The 23,708-nt window shown below is 37.5% G+C and carries 22 protein-coding genes; 14 read left to right on the top strand and 8 right to left on the bottom strand.

Translation table 11 applies throughout. The features are described from left to right. Positions 1-174: 174 nt before the first annotated feature. On the top strand, positions 175-486 hold the full coding sequence (locus RCG25_RS16010; protein ID WP_308079822.1) for a hypothetical protein: 312 nt from the start codon (positions 175-177) through the stop codon (positions 484-486). Between the two features lie 50 nt (positions 487-536). Here RCG25_RS16010 and corA read toward each other — a convergent pair whose 3' ends face one another. From corA to RCG25_RS15990, 4 genes are all read right to left on the bottom strand, one after another. Then, on the bottom strand, positions 537-1,487 hold the full coding sequence (corA, locus tag RCG25_RS16005) for a magnesium/cobalt transporter CorA (RefSeq protein WP_308079821.1): 951 nt from the start codon (positions 1,485-1,487) through the stop codon (positions 537-539). A 66-nt stretch (positions 1,488-1,553) separates the two neighbouring features. Next, positions 1,554-2,882: a hypothetical protein gene (locus RCG25_RS16000; RefSeq protein ID WP_308079820.1), complete on the bottom strand. Its 1,329-nt coding sequence runs from the start codon at positions 2,880-2,882 to the stop codon at positions 1,554-1,556. Between the two features lie 96 nt (positions 2,883-2,978). Then, positions 2,979-4,133, bottom strand: coding sequence for a TIGR04053 family radical SAM/SPASM domain-containing protein (locus tag RCG25_RS15995; protein ID WP_308084197.1), 1,155 nt, complete (start codon positions 4,131-4,133; stop codon positions 2,979-2,981). Positions 4,134-4,294: 161 nt separating this feature from the next. Next, positions 4,295-4,540 (bottom strand): hypothetical protein, encoded by a 246-nt coding sequence (locus RCG25_RS15990; protein ID WP_308079819.1) that lies wholly within the window; start codon positions 4,538-4,540, stop codon positions 4,295-4,297. A gap of 55 nt (positions 4,541-4,595) precedes the next feature. On the opposite strand from RCG25_RS15990, the gene RCG25_RS15985 reads away from it, so the two are divergent. The 3 genes from RCG25_RS15985 (at position 4,596) to RCG25_RS15975 (ending at position 7,592) form a co-directional block, all read left to right on the top strand. Next, positions 4,596-5,369 (top strand): C40 family peptidase, encoded by a 774-nt coding sequence (locus RCG25_RS15985; protein ID WP_308079818.1) that lies wholly within the window; start codon positions 4,596-4,598, stop codon positions 5,367-5,369. Between the two features lie 145 nt (positions 5,370-5,514). Next, on the top strand, positions 5,515-6,936 hold the full coding sequence (locus tag RCG25_RS15980) for a PAS domain-containing sensor histidine kinase (RefSeq protein WP_308079817.1): 1,422 nt from the start codon (positions 5,515-5,517) through the stop codon (positions 6,934-6,936). A 26-nt stretch (positions 6,937-6,962) separates the two neighbouring features. Continuing rightward, a complete protein-coding gene (locus tag RCG25_RS15975) occupies positions 6,963-7,592 on the top strand; it encodes a TVP38/TMEM64 family protein (protein WP_308079816.1) in 630 nt (209 codons plus the stop codon). On the opposite strand, the gene RCG25_RS15970 is transcribed toward RCG25_RS15975, so the two are convergent. Beyond that, positions 7,589-7,939, bottom strand: coding sequence for a hypothetical protein (locus RCG25_RS15970; protein ID WP_308079815.1), 351 nt, complete (start codon positions 7,937-7,939; stop codon positions 7,589-7,591). The two genes, RCG25_RS15975 and RCG25_RS15970, sit on opposite strands and share 4 nt — an antisense overlap. 443 nt (positions 7,940-8,382) lie before the next feature. On the opposite strand from RCG25_RS15970, the gene RCG25_RS15965 reads away from it, so the two are divergent. Beyond that, positions 8,383-10,986, top strand: coding sequence for a S8 family peptidase (locus tag RCG25_RS15965; protein WP_308079814.1), 2,604 nt, complete (start codon positions 8,383-8,385; stop codon positions 10,984-10,986). A gap of 158 nt (positions 10,987-11,144) precedes the next feature. Here the strand turns inward: RCG25_RS15965 and RCG25_RS15960 are convergent, their stop codons facing one another. Beyond that, positions 11,145-11,657 (bottom strand): CBO0543 family protein, encoded by a 513-nt coding sequence (locus tag RCG25_RS15960; RefSeq protein WP_308079813.1) that lies wholly within the window; start codon positions 11,655-11,657, stop codon positions 11,145-11,147. 79 nt (positions 11,658-11,736) lie between these two features. Here RCG25_RS15960 and RCG25_RS15955 point away from each other — a divergent pair, with 79 nt between their 5' ends. The 3 genes from RCG25_RS15955 to RCG25_RS15945 all read left to right on the top strand — a co-directional run bounded on the left by RCG25_RS15955 (position 11,737) and on the right by RCG25_RS15945 (position 13,448). Beyond that, entirely contained in the window at positions 11,737-12,348 is a 612-nt protein-coding gene (locus RCG25_RS15955) for a LysE/ArgO family amino acid transporter (protein WP_308079812.1), read from the top strand. A 158-nt stretch (positions 12,349-12,506) separates the two neighbouring features. Beyond that, positions 12,507-12,683 carry a hypothetical protein gene (locus tag RCG25_RS15950; RefSeq protein ID WP_308079811.1) on the top strand — a complete coding sequence of 59 codons (177 nt, stop codon included), beginning with the start codon at positions 12,507-12,509 and terminating at the stop codon, positions 12,681-12,683. Between the two features lie 117 nt (positions 12,684-12,800). Beyond that, positions 12,801-13,448, top strand: coding sequence for a PAQR family membrane homeostasis protein TrhA (locus RCG25_RS15945; RefSeq protein WP_308079810.1), 648 nt, complete (start codon positions 12,801-12,803; stop codon positions 13,446-13,448). 716 nt (positions 13,449-14,164) lie between these two features. On the opposite strand, the gene RCG25_RS15940 is transcribed toward RCG25_RS15945, so the two are convergent. Next, on the bottom strand, positions 14,165-15,535 hold the full coding sequence (locus tag RCG25_RS15940; RefSeq protein ID WP_308084196.1) for an MFS transporter: 1,371 nt from the start codon (positions 15,533-15,535) through the stop codon (positions 14,165-14,167). Between the two features lie 107 nt (positions 15,536-15,642). Between RCG25_RS15940 and RCG25_RS15935 the strand changes: the two genes are divergently transcribed. Beyond that, a complete protein-coding gene (locus RCG25_RS15935; RefSeq protein ID WP_308079809.1) occupies positions 15,643-16,173 on the top strand; it encodes an NUDIX hydrolase in 531 nt (176 codons plus the stop codon). Between the two features lie 58 nt (positions 16,174-16,231). Further along, entirely contained in the window at positions 16,232-17,239 is a 1,008-nt protein-coding gene (locus tag RCG25_RS15930; RefSeq protein WP_308079808.1) for an FUSC family protein, read from the top strand. Here RCG25_RS15930 and RCG25_RS15925 read toward each other — a convergent pair. Continuing rightward, a complete protein-coding gene (locus tag RCG25_RS15925; RefSeq protein ID WP_308079807.1) occupies positions 17,236-18,777 on the bottom strand; it encodes a multicopper oxidase family protein in 1,542 nt (513 codons plus the stop codon). The two genes, RCG25_RS15930 and RCG25_RS15925, sit on opposite strands and share 4 nt — an antisense overlap. A gap of 130 nt (positions 18,778-18,907) precedes the next feature. Between RCG25_RS15925 and RCG25_RS15920 the strand changes: the two genes are divergently transcribed. Genes RCG25_RS15920 through RCG25_RS15905 form a run of 4 tightly spaced genes read left to right on the top strand, consistent with a single transcriptional unit; the run spans position 18,908 to position 23,695 of the window. Beyond that, the gene (locus RCG25_RS15920) at positions 18,908-19,918 is read left to right on the top strand and encodes an XdhC family protein (protein ID WP_308079806.1); all 1,011 of its coding nucleotides are present in this window, start codon (positions 18,908-18,910) and stop codon (positions 19,916-19,918) included. After that, positions 19,900-20,523: a nucleotidyltransferase family protein gene (locus tag RCG25_RS15915; protein WP_308079805.1), complete on the top strand. Its 624-nt coding sequence runs from the start codon at positions 19,900-19,902 to the stop codon at positions 20,521-20,523. Before RCG25_RS15920 ends, RCG25_RS15915 begins: the two co-directional genes overlap by 19 nt. Positions 20,524-20,537: 14 nt before the next feature. Next, positions 20,538-22,856 carry a xanthine dehydrogenase family protein molybdopterin-binding subunit gene (locus RCG25_RS15910; protein WP_308079804.1) on the top strand — a complete coding sequence of 773 codons (2,319 nt, stop codon included), beginning with the start codon at positions 20,538-20,540 and terminating at the stop codon, positions 22,854-22,856. Then, positions 22,856-23,695 carry an FAD binding domain-containing protein gene (locus tag RCG25_RS15905; RefSeq protein WP_308079803.1) on the top strand — a complete coding sequence of 280 codons (840 nt, stop codon included), beginning with the start codon at positions 22,856-22,858 and terminating at the stop codon, positions 23,693-23,695. The genes RCG25_RS15910 and RCG25_RS15905 overlap by 1 nt, the downstream gene beginning before the upstream one ends. The last annotated feature ends 13 nt before the right edge of the window (positions 23,696-23,708 follow it).

Genomic DNA, 23,708 nt, shown 5'->3' with positions numbered 1-23,708 from the left:
CTTATTATACATAAATTTAGAAAATGATGTATTTAATCCCAGTATGAAGGCAATATTTTTTAAGTGGTTGCATAGAGTAACATGTATTCATTTTTTCCTAGGAGTAAGGAAATGAAAAAGTGGGTATAAATGTAATGATTTATTCGACTAGGAAAATTAACGGAGGAGAAAAAGTTGACCAGAGTTGAACTATATAATCAAAAGCCAATGCAATTTTCTTGGAAGGGTCTATTCTTTTTCATTCTAATGAGCTTGATTATTGCCGCAGGTATTATTTTCTTTCACTATTATGATCAAAGTTCGATAAAAATAGAAGCACCATCAGAAAAATTAGGGCAGAAGGTCGTAATAGAGCTGCCAAATGGTCAAAAGGTGTATACGTATGACAATTTAATTTATAAAAAAGATGGAAAGACTTATTATAAGGGAGAACGAAATACCATCGACTTAACCGGTGGAACCGTGGCATATGAAGAATGGAAATAGAAAAAAGCGAACGACTGAATAAGTCGCTCGCTTTTTTGTTGGGATGGTATTTATTTAAACCAGCCCTTCTTATTAAACCAAATGGACATTCCAATTCCCACTAGTACCATTACAAGGAGGGTGGCAAAATAGCCGTATTTCCAAGTTAACTCTGGCATGTAGTGGAAATTCATGCCGTACAAGCCAGCAATAAAAGTAAGCGGCATGAAAATGGTTGTTATAACGGTAAGGACCTTCATGACATGGTTCGTCTGATGAGAATTAATTGAAATATAGCTATCACGAATATCTGTTGTTAATTCCCGATTGGCTTCAATCATCTCTGTTAATTTTAACAAATGGTCATGAATATCTGAAAAGTATTCGTTTCTTCCTCTTATAAAAGTCACCCTTTGAGAGTTTAAGATTCTATAGATAAGATCCCGCATAGGTGTGATCGTATGCCTTAAAGAAAGAAGATGGTGTCTTGTATCAAATAAAACTTCTAATAATTCTTCCATTGTTCTTTTTTTCGAATTCTCATCAATTTCATTTAACATATCTTCAATTTGATAGACGAGTGGAAAATAATTATCGACCATTTTATCAAGTACATAATATAAAACATGGGAAGGGTCCCATTTCTCAATGCTTGTTGAAAGAGTTAACCTTCTCCATACCTCATCAATTTCAGAGGATGGGTTGTGGTGAAAGGTAATTACATACCTTTCACCAAGAAAGATATCAAGCTCTTCCTTTGTGATGGTTTGTTGATTTAATGCCTGCGTGACAAAAAAAGTATAGTTTTCATAATAGTCTAGCTTTGGTCTTTGCAATTGATGAATACAATCCTCAATGGCAAGCGGATGGAAAGAAAGAGGGGTCCTTAGAAATTCAATTTCTTCATTTGTTGGTTCATGAAAATCAATCCAATACCATTGATAATCTCCGTTGACGAGTTGAGAGATGTCAATGTCTCTAACAATTTCATAGCTATTGGTTACTGCAATGGTTCTAATCATACAATCTCCTTATTGATAACATACTACCTACAATATAAAGGATAGGGTTTCAAAAAACAGCATTAATCAATAAAGTTTATCTTTTTTATTTATTAAGACACTTTCTCGAACCCACCTTTGACGGCTTCTCCGCTTCTGCAACCCTTGATACAAACTTTGCAGGCCAAGAAAAAATACTGTAATGATTCCACTAAATACAATAAAAACAGTGAAATATTCGAAAGGATTATATGACTTGAAATGATCCCAATGGATCGTCCCTTTTAAATCATGGGTAAAGAGGTTCATACTGAATATGCCACAAACAACCGTATATAAGGTTAAGACTAATAGTAATAAGCTGTCTCTTTTTGTAATGATATTTTCTTCATATTTAAAAAGGCTAAAAAGAGTTTCTTTTGTATTGGTGTATAAATGATTTATTTGAAAACTATTTCTTAATTGCTTAAAGAGTTCGTGACCTTTGGTTTGTGCAGGAAAAATATTGAAATAGTAATTAGAAGTAAAAGAGTTGATCATATAATTGAGCCGCTCAAATTCGTTGGTTGCCTCATCAATATTTATTTCCGAATACGTTTTAGCAATTTTTAAAAAGACCAATTGATGAAATAGATTGATTATCACTGAATAATAGTATGGTCCATAATATTGGCTAATCAACCGATTGTTCTCAATTTGCTTGTCATTTGAAAAAATTGAAAAGCTTAATTCATCAAAAGTCATAGGAACTCTAACTTCTTCCTCCTGATAAGAAACAAACGAATGAACATACATTTTATTAGGCGTCAGCAGCGAAACTGCTTCTTTACACAAAAATTTCTGTAAGGGTGGAACTAAAGTAGAAAACACGAAATCTCCTACAGTTGAGTACGTTTTTTCGTTAAATGAAATTTCAGTTGTTTGCTTAACCGTAGGAGTGGAATCAAGAAATCGAAAATAATTAGCAAACTCAAGTACTTGAGAAAATGGTAAATGGTTTATTTCAGCCCGTATCGTTATAAAACCAAGTTCATAGGGACAAATAAAAACATCAACCGAGTGAATCTGAAAAGGGATTGGTGTATTCAAAACGATCATAGAAGCATCAAGGTTGAGATTTTTAGAGTACCTGTGAAGCCCTTTTGGTTGAGTATCTTTTGGGAATAGAATCGTATTCGTTATAGGAAGGAAAAAAGCTTCCAATTCATTATGGTTAACATTGTATCTGCCATAATAGGCCGTTTCTTTATTGAAATCATTTAATTGAAACGGCGCAAAATCATGAGTTTGTAAATAGTCTGAGAAGTGTTGACTACTACTGGCCTCCCATGAAATGGGGAAGATGAATTGAAAAAGGGCGGTAGAAACTTGTTTTTCTTTCAAATCGGTGTGCTGCATGGAAAATGATCCTTTCAAATTAAAGTTTCCTAAAAACAAGTTACCCAAAAAGAAAGAAACTTAACCAATAAACAGATATACAAAAAGGCATTCCATTTATGGAATGCCTCGAGATTATGCCAATGGGGCTGTCTCTTTATTACGCATGGATTGTGGAATGTAAACACAGAATGGCTCACTTTCCATATAATCACCTGTTACAGCATAGGTTCTAGAGCGAGATCCTCCGCAAATCTTATTATACTCACAAACTCCACACTTACCTTTATAATTATCAGGTTGGCGCAATTCTTTAAATACTTTTGATTCTCGATAGATTTCAGCCAGTGGTGTTTCGCGAATATTTCCACCTACAATTGGAAGGAGTCCACTAGGCATGACATCTCCAATATGAGAAACAAACGCAAAGCCATTTCCATCATTCACACCCTTCGGCGCACGCTTTAATCCATCATGCATAGAGGCAAAATCTGTAGTAATAGAATCTTCGTAATGGATTTCACCTTTATCAATTAATTGATCACGGGTTTTTTGCTGCAAGACGACTCTACGATAGTGCTGTGCTGCTGTAGTTTTGATATCATATGGTGCTGTTTTGCTTAGTTCATACAGCCAACGAAAAACTTTTTCATGCTCAGCTGGAGAAATACAAGCGTCCATTTGACCTCTTCCAGTTGGCACTAGTAAGAATATGTACCACATAACCGCACCAAGATCAGCTACTAATTTTGACATTTGTTCAAGTGAATCATAGTTGTAACGGGAGATAACAGTATTGATTTGCAATGGCATTTCTAATTCGTTTAGATATTTAATTTTTTCGACAGTTAAATCGAATGAACCAGGAGTTCCACGGAAATGATCATGTATTTCTGGCGTTGGTCCGTCTAGACTAAAGCCCCACCGTGATAGCCCGACTTCCTTGGCACGCTCCATTTTCTCCTTGGTTACATTAGCAGTCGCACTAGGTGTCATAGACACACGCATACCTTTTTTGACTGCATAATCAGCAAGTTCGAATAAATCCTCTCGCATCATGCAATCACCGCCTGTGAACACAAGCATAGGATTATCCATCTCGTAAATTTGATCAATTAAATGGATTCCTTCTTCGTGTGACAACTCTCTTGGGTCTGCCGTAAGCTGTGCATCGGCCCGACAATGAACACACTTAAGCTGACAAGCTCTTGTCACTTCCCAAATAACAATAAAGGGGTTTTTGTCATAATCAATACCATTCTGCATTCCATGTCCATGAGGGTGTCCCATGCCATGAGGATGTCCTTTTCCAATTCCTTGCATCTTCATCACCAAGATTCATAATTATTTTATAAAACATAAAAAGTGTTTCTATAGGTTTATTATAGTTTTGATATCTCACCGTGGATGAAAGGTTTGTTACAATATTTCTACATTACGTTTTTGTTTTTTTATGGCTTTGTAAACTTGTCTGTGGATTTCCGCTCCAGGCGCGAGCAGTTCGTGGGTGTTTCGGTGAGCCTCCTCGGAGAAACGAGCCTGCGGGGTCTCCCCTGAACCATTCTCCCACAGGAGTCTTCGCGCCTTCCGCTCCAATCAACAGGGTTCTTTAACACTGCCTTTTTTATAAAAAATAATAATTTTTCCAGTTGGTGAATTTTCTTCCATGTAAACCATATCTTTGGGATTTCATCCAATTTCATTCTCCTTTATGATAGAGAGGCAAAACAACTTAAGGGAGAGCAGCCATCCATGAAAAAACATCTACTGACTGTAGTCACAACTGCCGGCATCTTATTAACTTCTTTTGGTGGGAATGCAAGTGCACATGAAAATATTTATACCGTACAATCGGGTGATACCCTCTGGAAAATCTCGCAAAGTAATCAAGTATCGATTGCTGATTTAAAAGCTTGGAATCAACTTACTAGTGATACAATCTATGTAAATCAAAAACTCTCATTATTGGCACCACATAGCCATGAAACAGCCACAACCACCTATACAGTCCAAAAAGGTGACTCTCTTTGGGGCATAAGTACCCGCTTTCAACTATCAATCGCTCAACTAAAATCTATTAATAACATTACTTCAGATACTATCTATATCGGACAAGTATTAAAGGTTTCACTGACATCAATATCTGAACCAAAACCTGAAACTACTGTGTCTAAAGCTGATTTGGTTATTTCTGAAGCAAAAAAATATATTGGTACACCGTATTTATGGGGTGGCATGACGCCGGCAGGTTTCGACTGCAGTGGATATACTAGTTATGTGTTTAATAAAGTCGGGATAACCATTCCTAGAACAGCGGCAACACAATGGTCTGGTTTAAAAGTGATTAGTACCCCATTGCCTGGAGATCTTGTGTTTTTTGAGACATATGCACCCGGTCCCACACATGTTGGAATTTATCTAGGGGATAATAAGTTTATCCAAGCGGGGTCTTCTGGCGTTTCCATCGCTGATATGACAAACTCATACTGGAAACCTAGGTATCTTGGTGCTAGAACCGCATTTTAATAGAATATGGAAAAAAGTCTTTCATCAATTGATAAAAGGCTTTTTTTACATGAAATTTCTGAATAGTTATACTTTAAGAAAAGTGGATTTAGCTTTATACTAATGAAGAATATTTTTGACGGATGTCACTCTTTTGGGGGTTTTGATGTTTAATTTAACTCTATATCATGAGGTTTTTTATCAGTCTAGAATTCCACAAGTAATTGCTTCAATAGATTTATCAAAAATACAATACAATCCGGCTTTTTGTGACTTTTTAGGTTACACGATGGATGAAATCTCAGAACTTACAATTGAATTCTTCTCACATCCAGAGGATATGCCAATGGATGCCCAATTGTTTGAAGGAATTTTAAGCGGAATTAGAGATGAGTATCAGCTTGAAAAAAGATTTATTCATAAGGTAGGAGATATTAAAACAGGTATTTTAAATGTATCAAGAGTTCGAGAACAATCTACTGGTGAGGAATTTTTATTAGGTCAAGTACTGGATATTACAGAGAAGAAACAGATGGAGATGGCACTTAGACATCGTGAGAAGAAATACCGTCTTCTTGCAGAGCACTCTTCAGATATGATTATGTTACACAAAGTAGATTTTACATATCTCTACGTATCTCCATCGGTAAAAACGGTTTTAGGCTACGAACCTTTCGAATTAATTGGTAAAAATCCAAGTCAATTTATCCATCCAGATGATCGTGATGAAATGAGGAGGCAGTACCGTCTTTCAGCTAATCAAGATTCGCAATTAATTACATATCGATGTAGGAAAAAGGATGGTTCCTATATTTGGATTGAATCAACTACAAAAACCTTATCTGATAACGAGAGTGGTGAACCGAAAGAAATCGTTTCCGTTTCTCGAGATATCCAGCAACGAATGGAAACAAACGAAATGTTACGAAAATCTGAAAAGTTGGCAGTTGTTGGGCAAATGGCTGCTGCAGTAGCTCATGAAATTCGTAATCCTTTAACACCAATCAAAGGTTTTATGCAACTGTTACATTCTGAAAATGAAATCAACCCGATATACCTAAAGGTAATCCTAGATGAATTAAAACGGGTGGAGAGTATAATTTCAGAGTTTTTAACAATGGCGAAGCCCCATACAGAAAAAACGACATTTGTTCATATTAATGATGTTGTGAAACAAATAGTGCAACTTTTACAGACAGAAGCACTTATGATGAATAAAGAACTAAATTTCTTTTCCAGTGAATTCATTCCTGCAATAGAAGGGGATCCGAATTCACTCAAGCAGGTATTCATGAATGTCATTCAAAATGCCCTCGATGCAATAACTGAGCAGGGACGAATTGAAGTAAATATTTCAAAAGACAAAACAGGAGTTATTGTTCAAGTAGTTGATAACGGGTGTGGAATTCCACAGGAAAGACTATCTAAACTTGGGGAGCCTTTCTATTCCACTAAAGAAAAAGGCACAGGTCTTGGATTAATGACAAGCTATCGTATTATAGAAAGCCACAATGGAAAAATCAATATTGAAAGTATGGATGGTGAAGGTACCACAGTAACGATTTGGTTACCTTACTCAATTAATTAAATAAATCATAATGAACGGAGTAATCAATGGCAAAAAAAATTAGTAGTATTAGTATTGTTCTATTGATTATCATGATTGGATTCATCTGGAAGGAAGAATTGCTTTTATTAGTCAAACAGGGAGGAACACTATCTGTTTTTATTAGTATTCTTCTTGTGGTTATTTGTGTGTTCTTTCCAGTCATTCCTTATCCGATTTTAGCTGGGGGGATTGGAGCTGTCTTTGGAGCTCCAATGGGTACAGTCATATCCTTATCAGGAGCTATGGTTGGTACTTTGTTTCTTTTTTACTTGAGCAGATATGGGTTTAGGGATGTCGCACAAAAAAAGCTCGAAAAGTATCAAAAAGTAAAAGAATACGAGGAATTCCTGTTGAGAAATTCCTTTCTAGCGATTTTAACCAGTCGATTAATTCCTATTATTCCTGCACCTGTTATTACAATTATTTGTGGACTTAGTCAGGTCCATTGGCTTCCATTTTTTATTGCGTCAGCCATTGGAAAACTTCCTAACACTCTTATTTTATCTTTTGCAGGAGCTACATTTAGTAGCAATAAGCTTTTTTCATTTGGTTTATATGGTATTTACTTACTTTTTATTTTATTGGTTAACTTTTTATACGTTTATCGTAAATCAGCGAAAAAATCTATTGATTAGATAACTTTTTGGATGGTTAGATCAGTTTGCTTATCAACAATGATGACTTCTTTAAAAAAGCTTTTTAAGATAAGCCATTTTGCAGGGTATGTATAAATAAAATCCTCCATTGCATGTAACGAATAATGAATGAAACAATCAAAACTGTTTTGATGCTTTTTGAGATCATATAAAAGTGCATGTGGTACCGTATAATACTCATTCAATTGGTAAGGATTGAGTTTTGTATTTTGAATATTATGCTCTGCCATGAAATTTCTAATTGATTGTTCCTGGAGGTCAACACTTTCTTCTTTTGATAGTCCATTGATACAAATTCGATTATTAACAAAATAAATTCCCTTCATTCATTTACACCTCTCCGAATACTTTACTTGGTAATGTTATTGACAGTTTGAGAGAGAAGTATACTTATTTCAGGAATACATGAGTTTAATGGATGTATTTGTTTTAAAGAATATCGGGGAGAAGGACTATCAAAAAAAATAATATAACTCTAATCCATTTTAAAAAATGGATTTTTTTTTTATAAGTGTAAAGAAAATAGCTTTTTATTATATAAGAATAATGTAATTCTGAAAAAAATCCTTTGCTTAGTTTGTGGATCGTGAAAATTGTTGATAAATGATGATTTTTAGAGAATGCAATTTAGCATTACATTCATTTCTAGAAAATAAAGTAATTGTGTAGCTTTTTACTAGAAAAGGAGGATAGGTGCAGAGATTTTTCGCTTTAATGCGACAAAGAATTTGAGCCGAGCATAGCCTAAGAATAGTTTCCGGAGGCATAAATGAAAAAAATATTTTTTCTACTACTATCCATGTTTCTATTATTAAGCACCATTCCTGCATTCGCACAGGGAAAGTCACCATCAACTATTAATCTCACTGTTATATTTAAAAATCAAAAAATACCTGTTGAAATCATTGAAAAACTTAAGAAAAAGAATGCAGTCATTGTCTCTGAATTTCCGGAGTTAGGTGCAATACAGGTACACGGCTCTGCAGATTTAATACCTGCTTTGCAGATGGAATCTACTGTTCAATCAGTATCACCTACTATCATCCATACTTTAGAGAAAAGTAAAGTGGTGAAATATGATGAGTCAAAGCACTTAAAGCCATTATTGGAAAAAGGAAAGCCATTGGAAGGCGGAATAGGGCATGATCCTGGCAGTCCTTTCCCAGATGATTTCCCATTATTACACCACATGTTTCAATGGGATATTAAACGGGTAACCCACTTTGGGGATAGCTATCAGACTGGAAAGGGTAACCACAACGTGGTTGTAGGGATTATTGATACAGGTGTAGTCACAGAACACCCGGATTTAAAAAAGAATTTATTAGGTGGGAAAAACTTTGTCCCAGCTGGGGGTATAGATGGACAGGATCTTACTGAAACAGGTAATCCAGTTGATTTTGAAGATCGAAACGGCCATGGGACTCATGTAGCGGGAACTATTGCTGGTAATGGACAAATTCGAGGTGTAGCACCTGAAGTAGGATTTAAATCCTATCGTGTTTTTGGAGCTAAAGGTGGTGCAGCCACTACGACAATCGTAAGTGCTATAATGGCGGCCACAATTGATCACGTAGATGTTATTTCTATGAGCCTTGGGGGCTATGATGCAGCCGGTCAAATATTATGGACTGACCCTGCAACAGGAATAACCTATAAGCTTGGAAATGAAGTGGCTGATATGAAGCTGTATAAGCGGGCAATTAAGTATGCTGTAGATCATGGGGTAACGGTAGTTGCAGCAGCAGGGAATGATCATGTTAATGCTACAAATAAAAAGGAAGTTACCGAGTTTCTTAATAATGAGCTTGGACCACAAGGCTACAAATTTGTAGGTGCAGGCTTTGAAGTACCTGGTTCCTTGCCAGGGGTCATTACCGTTGCCGCTACCGGCCCAGATGATATTAAAGCATCCTATTCCAATTATGGTGCGGGATATGTTGATGTAACAGCACCTGGTGGCGATGGAGAGCGTTATCCTGACTGGTCGTGGTATGAGGACTTAAACTTTAGTTCCTATCTTGATAATGACTATGCCTTTATGGCTGGAACCTCAATGGCTACACCAAAGGTATCTGCTGTAGCAGCACTAATCATTTCCCAACAGGGAAAAATAGGGCCTATCAAAGTGGCACAAAAAATTAAAGATACAAGTGAAGAACTTGGAACTACAGGAAAAGACATTTATTACGGGAATGGTATGGTTCAAGCACCAAGAAAGCCTCAAAAGCTTGATCCAATGGTAGATTGGCAGAAAAACTATGGCGGGCTTGGGCTAGATGGCGCTGAAAAAATAGTACAAACCAAAGATGGCGGTTACTTAATCTATGGTGGTACGGATTCCTATGTAAAAGGACCTGAAACAGAATTGTATCTAATAAAAACTTATGCAGATGGAAGGATAGAATGGAGAAAAACATTGGGGGAATTAGGTGATGATATACCGACTGATCTGAAACCTACAAGTGACGGGGGATTCATCCTTCTTAACTATAACACGAATAGACAGGAAGATGGGACCTATCTAAATATTGTCTTATATAAATTAGCTTCAAACGGGGCAGTTCAATGGAAGAAAGTTTTTGGTGGGAAAAATGAAACTCATTATGGAAAGTCCTTAGCAGTATTAAAGGATGGCTATATTATTGCGGGATCAAGGAATGGGGATGCATATTTATTAAAGACTGATTTAAGTGGAAATCCTGTATATGAGAAGAGCTATGGCGGTAAAGCAAATGACAGTGCATCAGTTGTTAAGAGCACCCCTGATGGAGGACTTATTGTTGGAGGAAGCACTTACTCAAATGGGGAAAATGGTCATAAGTTAGATTATTATGTGTTCAAGGTTAAGATGAATGGAGAGAAAGAATGGGAAAAGATGTATGGTGAAGGTGATTTAATAAATGAAACCATTAATGATATTGAACTTAGTAAAGATGGTGGCTATATATTAATTGGTTCAAAAATGCAGCCAATAAATGAAGGATATATAGTAAACTATATTCCCTCTATTTATTACTCGAAAATTAATTCGAAAGGAAATGCCATTTGGGAAAAGAACTTTGGAGGAAAATTAACCTACGAAGAAGCCTTATCTGTTAAGGCAATTTCAGATGGAAATTACATTTTAGCCGGTTCAATGGAAAATGGGGAGTTAAATAAAGATGCATATGTTCTTAAATTCAATGACAAGGGTGATACCATCTTTGAAAAAACATTTGGTGGAGAATTAAGTGACTTTGCTTCAGACATTCAAGAAACAAAAGATGGATTTATTCTTGCTGGAAATACAAAATCATTTGTAAATGGGTTTAAAGAAAGCTACGGTGTTGGTGGAGACAGAGATGTTTTCATTATAAAATTGAAGAAATAACCTTATTAGGGGCGGCCTGCTAACAGCTTTTCAGAGGCAGCCCTTTATTTTTTATTAATAAACAAAAAAATAGCCATAGCAATATAAACTGAAAACAGTAGTAGTAAGAAAAGCGGAAGCGAGAGTATAGTTTCGGTCATTTTCTCACGTCCTCAGCGTTATTTTAGTTCATGATACAACGGGTGAAAAAAGTATAGTAAGATGGCTATAACCGGGATGGAACACATCATGGCAGCCAACGGCTTTTTATGGTGTATACGCAAAATAATAAACATGATGGTATTAAAAACAGTTGACCATATAGGACTCCAATCATTTTCATAAAGGAATAAGCCTCTTTTGTAAAATAAGAGTTCTATTATTGAAAAATAAGCAATCCAAACCGCAATATAGAGAACCCCTTTTCTCCCTTTTGGAAAGTACTGCAGATAAATCATAATAACCACAGGAATAACGAAAAAAGAAAAGACCAACTCAATGATCGTATGATTCAACCATTCCACAGTTACCGCTTTGTATGCCCAAAGAGTATGGTTGAAAAAAATAAAATTATAAGCCAAGTTACATATGATAAAATACTGAATAGTTGGATAAAACTCTTTCCAACGCTTCCAGTCTACAAAGATTTTAGCAAAAATAATATATACAACGATTACAATAACAAGATACACAGGCAAAATCCTTTTTTAGTATTTATGTTAACCAAAAAAATAAAAATGTATGTATACCAATTTTTATAGGAGAGAGAAAATGTTTAGTGCAATATTTCATGGCTTCATTTTAGCATTTGGACTCATTCTGCCATTAGGAGTTCAAAATGTGTTTGTTTTTAATCAGGGGGCGTTGCAGCAAAGGTGGGTCTACGTTCTCCCCGTTGTGATAACTGCTTCCCTTTGTGATACACTTTTGATTTCCCTAGCTGTCTTTGGGGTTTCAGCCGTTGTCTTAGGGGTAGCATGGATTAAGGTTACGCTCATTCTCACTGGCATTCTGTTTTTATTTTACATGGGATATACCACCTGGAAAAGCCATGCTCATACAGAAGAAACAACGAATCAAAGTTTTTCGCCACGTAAGCAGTTTGTATTTGCGGCTTCAGTTTCACTTTTAAATCCTCATGCTATTATGGATACGATTGGAGTGATTGGGACCAGTTCCTTGTCCTATTCAGGATCGGCAAAGATTGCCTTCGTGTTGTCCTGTATTTTTGTATCGTGGATGTGGTTTTTTGGACTCTCACTTGCAGGAAGAATGGTAGGAAAGCTTGACCAGTCTGGAAGATTTATTCTTGTATTAAATAAACTATCAGCAGTAATTATGTGGGGAACCGCCATTTATCTTATCTTTTCATTAAACTATTAATAATAAAAAAAATTACCCGGCACAAATGCCGGGCATTTCCATCTATATATTAAGGGGGGCGGAGGTTAAAGGTTCTTCCGTGAACCTATTTATATCTTAGTAAATAAATATGAACAAACTATGAAGGAAAGATTAATAGTTTAAGAAAGGTGAAAAGGATGAAGGATTATCATTGCTGTGCCACCTGTAAGCACTTTAAAATAGAAAAGAAGAGCAGTAATATAGCCTATTTCTGCAGCCGCTTAGGTTACCAAACCAAAACCAATTATAAATTTAACTGCTGGGATCCAAAAGAACAAATTAAGAATTTAATGGCGGGCAGAAATAAAAAGTAATAGTATGAAAGGTAATCTATTTAATATGACAGATGTCATTGATTCCATTCATTTAACGTGTTATTTTCTTAAATATCCCATTTCCAACTTGGGAGGATTTGAAGGGAGAGATGAATCGTGGCAACAACACATACGTTTTCCAAACAGGAGGAAATAGCTAACTCGATTACACATGGCATTGGGGCATTACTAAGCATTTCCGCCTTAGTCATTTTAATCGTATTTGCTTCACTATATGGAACTGCCTGGCATATTGTCAGTTTTACGATTTTTGGAGTAACAATGCTCCTCCTATATATGTCTTCAACCCTGCTACATAGCTTGCCTGAGGGAAAAGCAAAGGACGTATTTGAAATATTTGACCATTCCTCCATTTACTTTTTTATCGCCGGAACATATACCCCTTTTTTACTAATAGTAATCAAAGGGGCAATGGGGTGGACACTATTTGGGGTAGTATGGGGACTTGCCATTGCTGGAACAATTTTTAAATGTTTTTTTGTTAAAAAGTATCTGTTTACATCGACCTTGCTTTATGTGGTTATGGGTTGGTTAATTGTTTTTGCATGGAAATCACTTGCTGCTAATTTGTCCCCACAGGGCATGACGTACTTAATAATAGGCGGCGCACTGTATACGCTAGGAGCCATTTTTTATGTTTGGCGAGGATTTAAATATCATCATGCCGTTTGGCATTTATTTGTAATGGCAGGAAGTACAGCACACTTTTTCTGTGTGTTACTCTATGTTTTACCAATAAAATAAAAATAGCATCCAAGAGTAACGGGTTCTGTTACCTATCACAAAACTTAAAAATGTATATGAAAATGGCCATTAATTTGTATGTGAATTTGATGGTCATTTTTTATTGATATAACGCTGAAAATCACAAAAATAGGCTTGAAACTGTAGTCCAATTTGTGTATCAAAATGTTGGATTACAGAGACTTCTGTTACCTTACATTTTAGACTGCAAAATGCTATTTTTTTTATTAAAAAACCACGCTTTTCTTTGGTCTTGGCTCTGTTATTATTCCATTTTTGATTTTTCGTGGAGGTATGAGAATACATAGGCGGAGAATTTCCGGTTAATGTATAAAGAGGAAGAGTAAAAAGCAGATATAAGCGGAGATATTCCGGTTAACTGCTCTAAATAAGACAAAATCCAAAGATTTTGATCATATAACCGGAAAAACTCCCTTTATTTTTAAGGAAATATGGGTATTTCCCAAGATAAACGGAATTTTTGCGTTTATTTTTATAAGAAATCCACATCCAGTTGTAACCGAGCCTTGACCTTAAAATGCTCTATACATTAGGTTTAACGGCACTTTGTAATATTTTTACATAACAAAAAGCCCTGCATTTAGCAGGACAAAATGTATAACAAATAGGAGCACATTTTTAAATGCATTTTTATAAAATGTGACAAGTATCCGAACCCGTTAATCCAAGAGGGTGCTGTTTTTTATAGAAAGTAATTACACATGTTTCATTTTTCTAAAATGCATAGATTCCTTTGAAAACCATAAGCTCATTAAAAAACTGGCGATCCCCGTAATAATTAATACGGTTCCAATTACTTTCATGCTTTCAGCTGATATTTCTTCCCCAAAAATTAATCCTAGTATGATGGAGGATAAAATGGAGCCTAAGTACCTGCAGGTTTGAAACAGTCCTGAAGCTGTACCGACAATTTCTTTAGGACTCTCTTTGACCATTGCCACTTGGAGAACCACATTTCCAATTCCATAGCTTAAGCCCATAATCGATAAAATGATGCCAATCCCCCAGTAAGAAGAGCCAACAAAAAACATGGTAAAGCTTAATCCTCCAACAATCGAGAGAAAGGCACCAATAACAATTGGCTGGTATACTCCTTTTCTGTCAATCCATTTCCCTGTTACAGATGAGATTACAATGCTAATGCCTGACATAAATAGCATTAACAAGCCACTCTTTTCGACACTTAAGCCTAGCACCTCTTGAAAGTAGCTGGGGAGTCCAAAGAATAAACAATAAAAAAAGATATTTAATAGAATGAACTGAATATATACCATAGAAAGCTTAGGGTGTGATTTGAAAATTCGAATGTCGATAAATGGTTCTGTTACATTTAATTCTCTCCAGAAAAAAAGACAAAAGAAAATAACACCTGCGATTCCTGAAAAATATTGAATCTTGGTTTCAAAAGATAACAAAAACCATAAAAAGAACACCATACCTGCGGCAAAGAAAATCATCCCCATAAAATCCATATGAGCAAATAACCTTTTTAAATGTTCCTTATCCTTTTTAACATCCTTAGGAAACATGTACCAGCCTAGCAGAAAACTTATGATAATAAACGGGAAGTTTACCCAAAAAATGGCTGGCCAGCCTCCCCACACAATTAAGAAACCTCCAATTGTTGGACCAAGAGCTACCATCGCTGAAGCAAAAATAGAAAGAACAGCTAGTGCGGATGCTTGTTTTTCTTTAATATTATCTCTAATTAATGCCATACCGGAGGGATAGATGGCGCTACTGCCAATGGATTGAACAAGTCTCATACCGAGCAATAAGAGAAAGGATGTTGATAATGGTGCTCCAATTGCGGAGAGTGCAACGAGCACTAATCCTATTAAAAAGGTCTTTTTCCTTCCAAATAAATCACCTATTTTTCCTGTAACAGGTTGAGCAACAGCACTTGCTAAATAGAAGCTAGATATTAGCCAGGATACAGTTGCAAAGGAAAGCTGAAAATCCTTTTGGATACTATGTAAGGCTAAAGCAATCATGGAAGAGTTAAGGGGATTTAACATCGTTCCAGTTGCAACAGCTGATAAAAATAGCGTACGATTTTTCTTCATGACTTCATCCTTCACTGATTTCAAGTTATACCTTTCCTTAATATACCAAAATAAAGTTAAAATAGTGATAAAATATGATAATAATGAAGAAAAAATGGGAGGCAACTATGGAAAAAGATAAAACGCTGTTAGAGCTAGCTGGCATGAAACTGAAAGAGGATGGATTTCACAGGCCTTATTTTGAGCTAGAAGAAAATGATGGGGTAGTTATGCTAGCAAAGGAAGGAGATTCATTCCTATTAATTGAACAATTTAGAAAACCGGTAGGAACAACTGTACAGCAATTACCGGGTGGTGGTGTGAAAAAGGGGGAGGAGTTGGAGCAGGCAGCAAGACGTGAATTTTTAGAAGAAACGGGTTACCAATGTGGTACCGTCCATTATCTTGGGTTTTTACAACCTGCATCCTGGAGAACAAATGAAATTACCCATGCTTTTTATACAGAGGAAATTGGAACAAAACAGCACCAACAGCTTGAAGAACATGAGAATATTAAGGTGATAAAAGTAAAAATAAGTGAGTGCCTCATTAAAGTGAAAGAAAATAAGATGAACGATTCGGAGTTATGTTATGCATTATTGCAGTCCATTTTAAAAGGATATATTACTGTCCAGTCATCAATTAATAGTAAAAGCTAAGAATAAGGGAAGACTATCTCCAATTATTCACTTTAGCCAGTGTGGGAGATTGTTCCGGATGAAAAATAATAAACAAGTAATGAAGCAATTAGAAAATAAAACATATTTGATAGGGAAAATGGCTCTGGCATCTGCACTATCCTGGGAGATTGCCCAACTTGCTGGCTCGAATCATCCATATTTAGCACCTATTTCGGTCATTCTTTGTATGCAATCCACAGTAAATCAATCCATTCAATTTTCATATCACCGAATGGTTGGAACCATTATGGGAATAGGTATTACCGTCCTCTTATCCCCTTTTTTACAAGTTAATGGGTGGACATTAGGATTATTAATACTATTAGGCTGTTTTATTGCCAAATGGATGAAGAGCGATGAAACAGTGATTCATCAACTTGCTTTAACAGTGTTACTAGTCTTTGTGATGGAACATAAATCACATGACTATCCAATTGACCGATTTCGAGACACGCTGATTGGGGCAATTGTTGCAGTTTTGGTCCATATGCTTGTAAAACCCCCCAATTATACTAAGCAGGCTATAAAAGTAATCCACCATTTTTCAAATCAAATGACAATGAAGATAAACCGAGTTGCAAACTGGATCGAACAAGGACTTGATCAAAAGGAAGGTTATGCGCTGCAATTAGAAGTAAAACAATTACTTCAAGAGTTACATCAAATGAAAAATGTAGTACATGATGCTGAGGAAAGTCTTAAATTCAATCCTTTTGCGAATAAGACGAAAAAGGACCTTCAAGAAAATAAAAAGAAGATGACCATACTAACGCAAGGATACACATATTACTCTAGTGTTATTCGATTATTCTTGGAGTGGGGTGCAGCTGGAACAATTACATCCTCTCACCAACTTGTTTGGGCAGAACAATTACTTGCGTTAAAACCAATCTTTTTTGTCAACGATAGCTTAAAGCTTTCGGGAGAGACAATAAAGGTCAAGATTTCTCCAGATCTTGAACCACAGCAGTATCACATATCGTTATACACCGAGACATTGTCACTATTAAATCAAACAAACGTTATGTTAGAAAGTAAGAATTAATTTGGCGGAAGAATGAAGTACGGCCGCATCATTTCGTAATCCTCATGTTCAAGCATGTGACAATGCCATACATATCGACCAGTGTAAGGGGAAAATGGGATAATTATTCGAGTGATATGGCCAGGTGGACATTTGACGGTGTCCTTCCAGCCTCGTTCTCCTAAGTCAGGGAGCATCGGAGCACCTGTGAACTTAATTTGTTGTGTTCGTTTAAAATGCTTCACGTCAAAAGGCTGGCGGTCAAGGATTTGAAATTGAACTAAATGGATATGAATCGGATGATCATCCCCATTGGTATTAATAAAATTCCATAACTCAATAGACCTAACCTGTGGATTTTCTGTTATCGGAAAGTCCCATTTTTTTTTATCTAGGAGAAAAAGTGATCTACCGTATGAGTCCTTTTCTTCACTCAACTCTAACCATCTAGTTCTTTTTGCCATTGGTACTTGAAGTTTAGTAATGGGACCTAAATAGGCAGGAATTACACTTGTATCAATCCTTGACTGAGATTTAGATACCCGAAACTGCATAACGGTTCCAGTTGTGTTCGGATTCACGGGATCCCCAGAAGGGAAGTGTGTTGGAGCGTCATTTTTCAATAGAATGGACTGGCCTTCCAAATTACTAAAGTCAATGATGATATCCATGCGCTCGGCCGGTGCAATCAGTAATGTTTTTACACCAATTGGTTGTTCTAGAAATCCACTATCTGTTCCAATTTGATAAAACAGTTGATTAGAGTCAAGACTTAGTCGGAAAAAGCGGGCATTGGCTGCGTTTAACAGACGGAACCGATACTTTCTTGGCTCTACTTCTAAATAAGGCCAAGCAGTTCCATTAACAACGATGGTATCTCCAAAGAAAGATGGAATAATAGATGGTTTTATACCAGAGAGATTGTTCTCCGGCTGAAAGGGGTAGGATAATGAGCAATCCTCATGAAAAGAACGGTCTTGAAGAAGTAATGGAATTTCAAATTTTCCAGTTGGTAAATTTAACGAACGTTCATGCTTGTCTCGGATAATATAATACCCAGCGAGCCCCGCGTAGATATTCAGACGAGTTAATCCAATGGCATGATCATGGTACCAGAGGGCCCTGGAACTTTGTTGGTTTCCATATTCATAAATCTCTTTTTCAAAAAAAGGACCCTTCACACGAAAATCTTTGGTAAACCAAGCATCAGGATAGCCATCACTGGCAGGTTCTGTTCTGCCTCCATGAAGGTGGACAACTGTTCGAACATCAGGTTTCTCCTTCTCTGCCCCATGAACTGTATGATCAATCGGAAAAAGGTGATGATTGGGAAGTTTATTTTGCCATTTTACATACACCCTTTCACCCGCTTCAACCTCAAAAGTTGGTCCCGGATACATCCCTTCATAACCCCACACCCTTGTTTTTGGTAAATCACTATGTAGAGACTGCATTGTTTCGATCATATTCACTTCATAATACGTATATTTGTCTGTTTTCCATTTAGGTTTTAATACTGGCGGGATGGTTAAAGGATCTTTGAATTTTGTTAGTTTCATTGAAATGCTCCTTCCAGCTAGTGATTAATAATGATTATGTTGGGAGGTAAGGAAAAATTAATCATTCTAGGAATAGCTTACTGATTAATATAAATAAGGTAGAAATTTAGTGGTGAAGTGGGGGGCTTCCATGGATGATATTTATCCAATATTCGAAGTGATGGAAAAGAAGGGGAGAAAAGCATTAGCTACAATTATTAGTGTTAAAGGTTCAGCCTATAAAAAAGAAGGAGCAACGATGATTTTTTTTGAAGACGGTTCTTATAAAGGAATGTTAAGTGCCGGCTGTTTAGAAACGGATTTAGCCATACGAGCAAAGAAAGTAATGAGGGAACAGGAGGCAGAGATCCTTCAGTATGATTTAAGTGAAGAAAATGATTTTGGATGGGGTCAGGGAGCTGGCTGTAATGGGACCATCGATATTCTACTTGAGCCATTGACTTCACAATTAATCGAGGATTATAGGCATGTAAAAAAGTTATTGAACAGTCATAAGCCAGTGATTGCCTTAAAACGGCTAGATGAACTTGGAGAGTATGTGTTTATTGAGGAGGAGGGTGCGTCATTCGGGAACTGGTCCGGGAAAATACCGGTAATTGAGTTTACCTCAAAAAGTGGCGTTATGACAGAGAAATCTATTTTTCAGCATACGTATCAGCCTAAGCCACGTTTAATTGTGTTTGGAGCAGGACCTGATGCTATTCCACTTGTCACACTGGCAGTGGAAACAGGTTTTTCTGTGTTTGTCTGTGACTGGCGAAGCGATCTTTGTCAGAAGAATAACTTTCCAACTGCAGAACATGTTATGGTTGGTTTTCCCAGTGAATTAGTAAGTCAGTTATCTTTTTCTTCTTATGATTTTGTGGTTATTATGTCTCATCATTTTCAAAGGGATCAGGAATTTCTCCTTCATTTACTTCATGGAAATGTTAGATATTTAGGAGTTTTAGGACCAAGAGAAAGAACAAAGAGGTTGCTTAACGGTGAAGAGATCCCTACATGGATTTATTCGCCGATTGGAGCACCCATTAAAGCAGTAGGGCCTGAAGAAATAGCAGTAAGCATTCTTGCAGAAATGATTGAGGTTTGGAGAAAACCAAGACATGAACGAGTGGAACTGTTATGGACCATACCCGATTAGTAGGGATTTATCTTGCAGCTGGTAGGAGCAGTAGAATGGGCTGTTCTAAACTGAATTTACCACTTGGAAATAGGTTTGTAGGGAGCATGGCGTTTCAGGCGGCCTTGGATTCCAAGCTAGAGGCTGTCATCACTGTCACGCGAAAGGAAGATTCGCTTCATTGGTTAGCTCCTTTTTCGGAAATGTTGGGTTGGAGGTTAGTAGATTGTGATCAGGCAGACCGAGGGTTAAGTGCTTCATTGAAAGCGGGAGTGAGTGCGGCTTCACAGTTGGGGGCTTCCGGGGTGGTGGTGCTTTTAGCAGACCAGCCTAATGTCACTTATTGGATGATTAATCGGTTAATAGAGGAATTCTTGGTTGCCCCAGACTATTCCTATATTGCGTACACTCACAATGGGGTTTCGAAACCACCCATTCTTATTACTAAGCGCATTTTTTCACTTATTGAAGATTTAGAAGGTGATCAAGGAGCACGGGAAATCATTCGAGGAAGGGAGAGTGAAACTGGGAAACAAATATTACTAGAAAGTAACGAGTGCTTTTTTGATGTGGATACCATGGAAGATTATCAGTTTGTAAAGAAAATGTGGCAAAACATAAGGTGAGGGGAGGGGTGACGTTGGAGATTCTTGGAAAGAGCGTGATTCGTAAAGAGGCGAGGGATAAGGTAACAGGTCGGGCAAAATATACGAATGACTATCAACCATTTCCAATGCTTTCAGTAAAAATGGTCATTAGTCCATATGGTCATGCAAAAATTGTAAGCATAGATACAACCGATGCAAGGAAGGTACCCGGTGTCAGAGCAATCCTTGCCGGCCAACAGTTCCCGCTAACAGGAGAAGCCATTCGCGACCGGCCACCAATTGCTGTTGACAAGGTGCGTTATCACGGTGAACCAGTTGCACTCGTTGTGGCTGAAACACCGGCACAAGCCAAGAAAGCAGCAGATCTAATTAACGTCCAATATGACCTACTGCCAGTTGTCAATTCACCAACACAAGCAATCCAAAAGGACGCCCCACTAGTACATGAACGTTTAGGGGAATATAAAAAAGAGAAAGATGTCTACCCGGTGCCTGACACCAATATTGCCACACATATTAAAATTCGGAAAGGCAATATGGAAAGGGGGTGGAATGAAAGTGAAATAGTGGTGGAAGCGAGTTTCTCCTTCTCTCCTTCTGATCACGCCGCGATGGAGACTAGGTGTGCAACAGCAGAGATTCTCCCAGATGGTAATATAACCATAACTACCTCTTCTCAGGCACCATTCATGGTAAAAAGGCTTATTTCCGACTATTTCGGTGAGGAAATTGGGAAGATAATAGTCCATACCCCGCTTGTTGGAGGAGCATATGGTGGGAAGGCTTCCGTCCAACTCGAGGTGCTGGCCTACTTGGCATCTAAGGCAGTTGGCGGAAAAGCCGTGAAAATACTTAATACAAGAGAAGAAGATATACTCACCTCTCCGTGCCATATCGGTTTAGATGCAACGGTTAAATTGGGGGCCGATCGAACAGGAAAAATCAGGGCTGCTAAAATTCGATATTTATGGGACGGAGGAGCGTATTCCGATAAGGCAACCGATTTAACGAGGGCAGGAGCGGCCGATTGTACTGGACCGTATCATATGGAGAATGTTTGGTGCGATTCCTATTGCATGTATACCAATCATCCCTATGCAGCACCATTTAGGGGCTTTAGTCATTCTGAGCTTTCTTTTGCCATCGAAAGAACACTGGATTTGCTTGCACAGAAATTAAATATTGATCCCCTTGAATTAAGAAGGATGAACGCGATTTTGCCTGGACATACCACACCAACAAGAGTCAGATTGAATAAGAGTAATGTAGGAAATCTGCCTAAATGTATTGATAGAGTAAGAGAGTTAATCAACTGGGATGAAGGGCCAATTAAAGAGGTGAATGAAAGATTTATTCGTGTCAAGGGAGTCAGTTGTAGCTGGAAAACCTCAACAATTGATCCCAATGCACCTTCAGGAGTTATTCTCACGTTTAATCCGGATGGTAGTATCAATTTAATGTCCGGAGTGATTGAAATTGGTACAGGAACAAAAACCGTTCTCGCTCAAATTCTTGCTGAGCGTCTGAAAATGGATGTGAACAAGATTCATGTACGAATGGAAGTGGATACCCAGACAACGCCTGAACACTGGAAAACGGTCGCAAGTAGGGGAACGTTCATGGCCGGTAGAGCCCTTTTAGAAGCAGCTGATGATGTTATAAGGCAGCTAAAAGATATCGCTTCTACCGTTTTAAGGGCCCCGAAGGAAGACTTAGAAGTAGGGAACAGTCGTGTATATTTGCGTGACGACCCAGCTATTGGTCTTGATTTTAAGGATATAGGATATGGCTATGAATATCCTAATGGAAATTCTATTGGGGGGCAAATTATCGGCAAGGGGAACTTTATTTTAAGACATCTTACACATCTAGACCGCGAAACAGGTGCAGGAAAACCAGGTCCAGAGTGGACGGTTGCAGCGTACGGTGTGGAGGTGGAGTTTGATAGGAGAGATTACACGTATCGATTACTAAAAGCCGCAACAGTGGTTGATATTGGGAAGGTATTAAATGAAAAAGCAGCACTCGGACAGGTCATGGGAGCGATGAGTATGGGTCTCGCCTTTGCGGGTCGAGAAACTTTTTACTTTGATGACCTGGGCAGAGTATTGAATCCACAGCTAAGGACGTATCGACCATTAAGGTATGGTGAAAATCCAGAGTATTTGGTGGGATTTATTGAAACGCCTCAGCTAGACGGACCCTACGGAGCCAGGGGTGTAGGAGAACATGGACTCATGGGGATGCCGGGAGCGCTTGGGAATGCTTTATCAACAGCAGCTGGTGTATCCCTACATCATCTACCGTTACTACCAGAATTAATATGGAAAGCAAAGGAGGCGGCTAAGTAATGCTTCCTTTTGATTTCGAATTTTATCAACCAGAAACATTAGAAGAAGCTGTCCATCTCTACCAAACCTTAGATCAGCAGGGTAAACAGCCAATGTTTTTCTCTGGAGGAACAGAATTGATTACCCTCGGTCGCATTGATATGGCGTATACAGAAGCTGTTATTAATATAAAGGGTATTTCCGAATGTAATGTCATGCAGGTAAGTAGAGATCATTTGTTGCTTGGAAGCACGCTATCTTTAACAAAAATAGAAGAAGCTAATCTTTTTCCACTGCTGACAAAAACAGCTAGTGAGGTAGCTGACCATACAGCGAGAGGAAAAATTACGTTAGGCGGTAATATTTGTGCAAGAATTTTTTATAGAGAAGCGGTTCTTCCATTCTTACTGGCAGACAGTCAATTATTCATCACAGGACCCGAAGGAAAAAAAGTAGTGCCAATAAATGATATGTTTCAGGGTCAGTTAAAATTAAAGAGTGGTGAATTATTAGTACAATTAGTAACAGAAAATCGTTTTGTGAGAGCACCCTATTTTAGTATGAAACGACGCCAGCAATGGGAAACTGGCTATCCCTTAATCACAGTGGCAGCTTTAAAAATTGCTGAAGAGATACGGGTAGCAGTAAGTGGGTTATGTCCGTTCCCTTTTCGGTCATCGGAAATGGAGGAAACTCTGAATAACAGAAGCTATTCAGTAGAGGAAAAAGTGGAACGGGCGTTATCCTCACTGCCCAATCCAATTTTGGATGATATTGAGGGTTCTGCAGATTATCGTTTATTTGTATTACGACATTTATTGTTGGATATGATGGCCACCTTAGAAAGAGGAAATACTTGAAAGCGGTAATAAG

The organism is Neobacillus sp. PS2-9 (assembly GCF_030915525.1).
Classification (GTDB): domain Bacteria; phylum Bacillota; class Bacilli; order Bacillales; family Cytobacillaceae; genus Neobacillus.
Note: the sequence above shows the minus strand (reverse complement) of the source record. Positions and strands in the feature narration are given on the sequence as shown.

Excerpts from the sequence above, each read along its gene's own strand:
- RCG25_RS15950 (WP_308079811.1), top strand. The coding sequence starts at position 12,507 with ATGAAGGATTATCATTGCTGTGCCACCTGTAAGCACTTTAAAATAGAA.
- RCG25_RS15920 (WP_308079806.1), top strand. The coding sequence starts at position 18,908 with ATGGATGATATTTATCCAATATTCGAAGTGATGGAAAAGAAGGGGAGA.
- RCG25_RS15985 (WP_308079818.1), top strand. The coding sequence starts at position 4,596 with ATGAAAAAACATCTACTGACTGTAGTCACAACTGCCGGCATCTTATTA.
- RCG25_RS15915 (WP_308079805.1), top strand. The coding sequence starts at position 19,900 with ATGGACCATACCCGATTAGTAGGGATTTATCTTGCAGCTGGTAGGAGC.
- RCG25_RS15980 (WP_308079817.1), top strand. The coding sequence starts at position 5,515 with ATGTTTAATTTAACTCTATATCATGAGGTTTTTTATCAGTCTAGAATT.
- RCG25_RS15965 (WP_308079814.1), top strand. The coding sequence starts at position 8,383 with ATGAAAAAAATATTTTTTCTACTACTATCCATGTTTCTATTATTAAGC.
- RCG25_RS15975 (WP_308079816.1), top strand. The coding sequence starts at position 6,963 with ATGGCAAAAAAAATTAGTAGTATTAGTATTGTTCTATTGATTATCATG.
- RCG25_RS15930 (WP_308079808.1), top strand. The coding sequence starts at position 16,232 with ATGAAAAATAATAAACAAGTAATGAAGCAATTAGAAAATAAAACATAT.
- RCG25_RS15995 (WP_308084197.1), bottom strand. The coding sequence starts at position 4,133 with ATGGGACACCCTCATGGACATGGAATGCAGAATGGTATTGATTATGAC.
- RCG25_RS15905 (WP_308079803.1), top strand. The coding sequence starts at position 22,856 with ATGCTTCCTTTTGATTTCGAATTTTATCAACCAGAAACATTAGAAGAA.
- RCG25_RS15970 (WP_308079815.1), bottom strand. The coding sequence starts at position 7,939 with ATGAAGGGAATTTATTTTGTTAATAATCGAATTTGTATCAATGGACTA.
- RCG25_RS15935 (WP_308079809.1), top strand. The coding sequence starts at position 15,643 with ATGGAAAAAGATAAAACGCTGTTAGAGCTAGCTGGCATGAAACTGAAA.
- RCG25_RS15925 (WP_308079807.1), bottom strand. The coding sequence starts at position 18,777 with ATGAAACTAACAAAATTCAAAGATCCTTTAACCATCCCGCCAGTATTA.
- RCG25_RS15955 (WP_308079812.1), top strand. The coding sequence starts at position 11,737 with ATGTTTAGTGCAATATTTCATGGCTTCATTTTAGCATTTGGACTCATT.
- RCG25_RS15940 (WP_308084196.1), bottom strand. The coding sequence starts at position 15,535 with ATGAAGAAAAATCGTACGCTATTTTTATCAGCTGTTGCAACTGGAACG.
- corA (WP_308079821.1), bottom strand. The coding sequence starts at position 1,487 with ATGATTAGAACCATTGCAGTAACCAATAGCTATGAAATTGTTAGAGAC.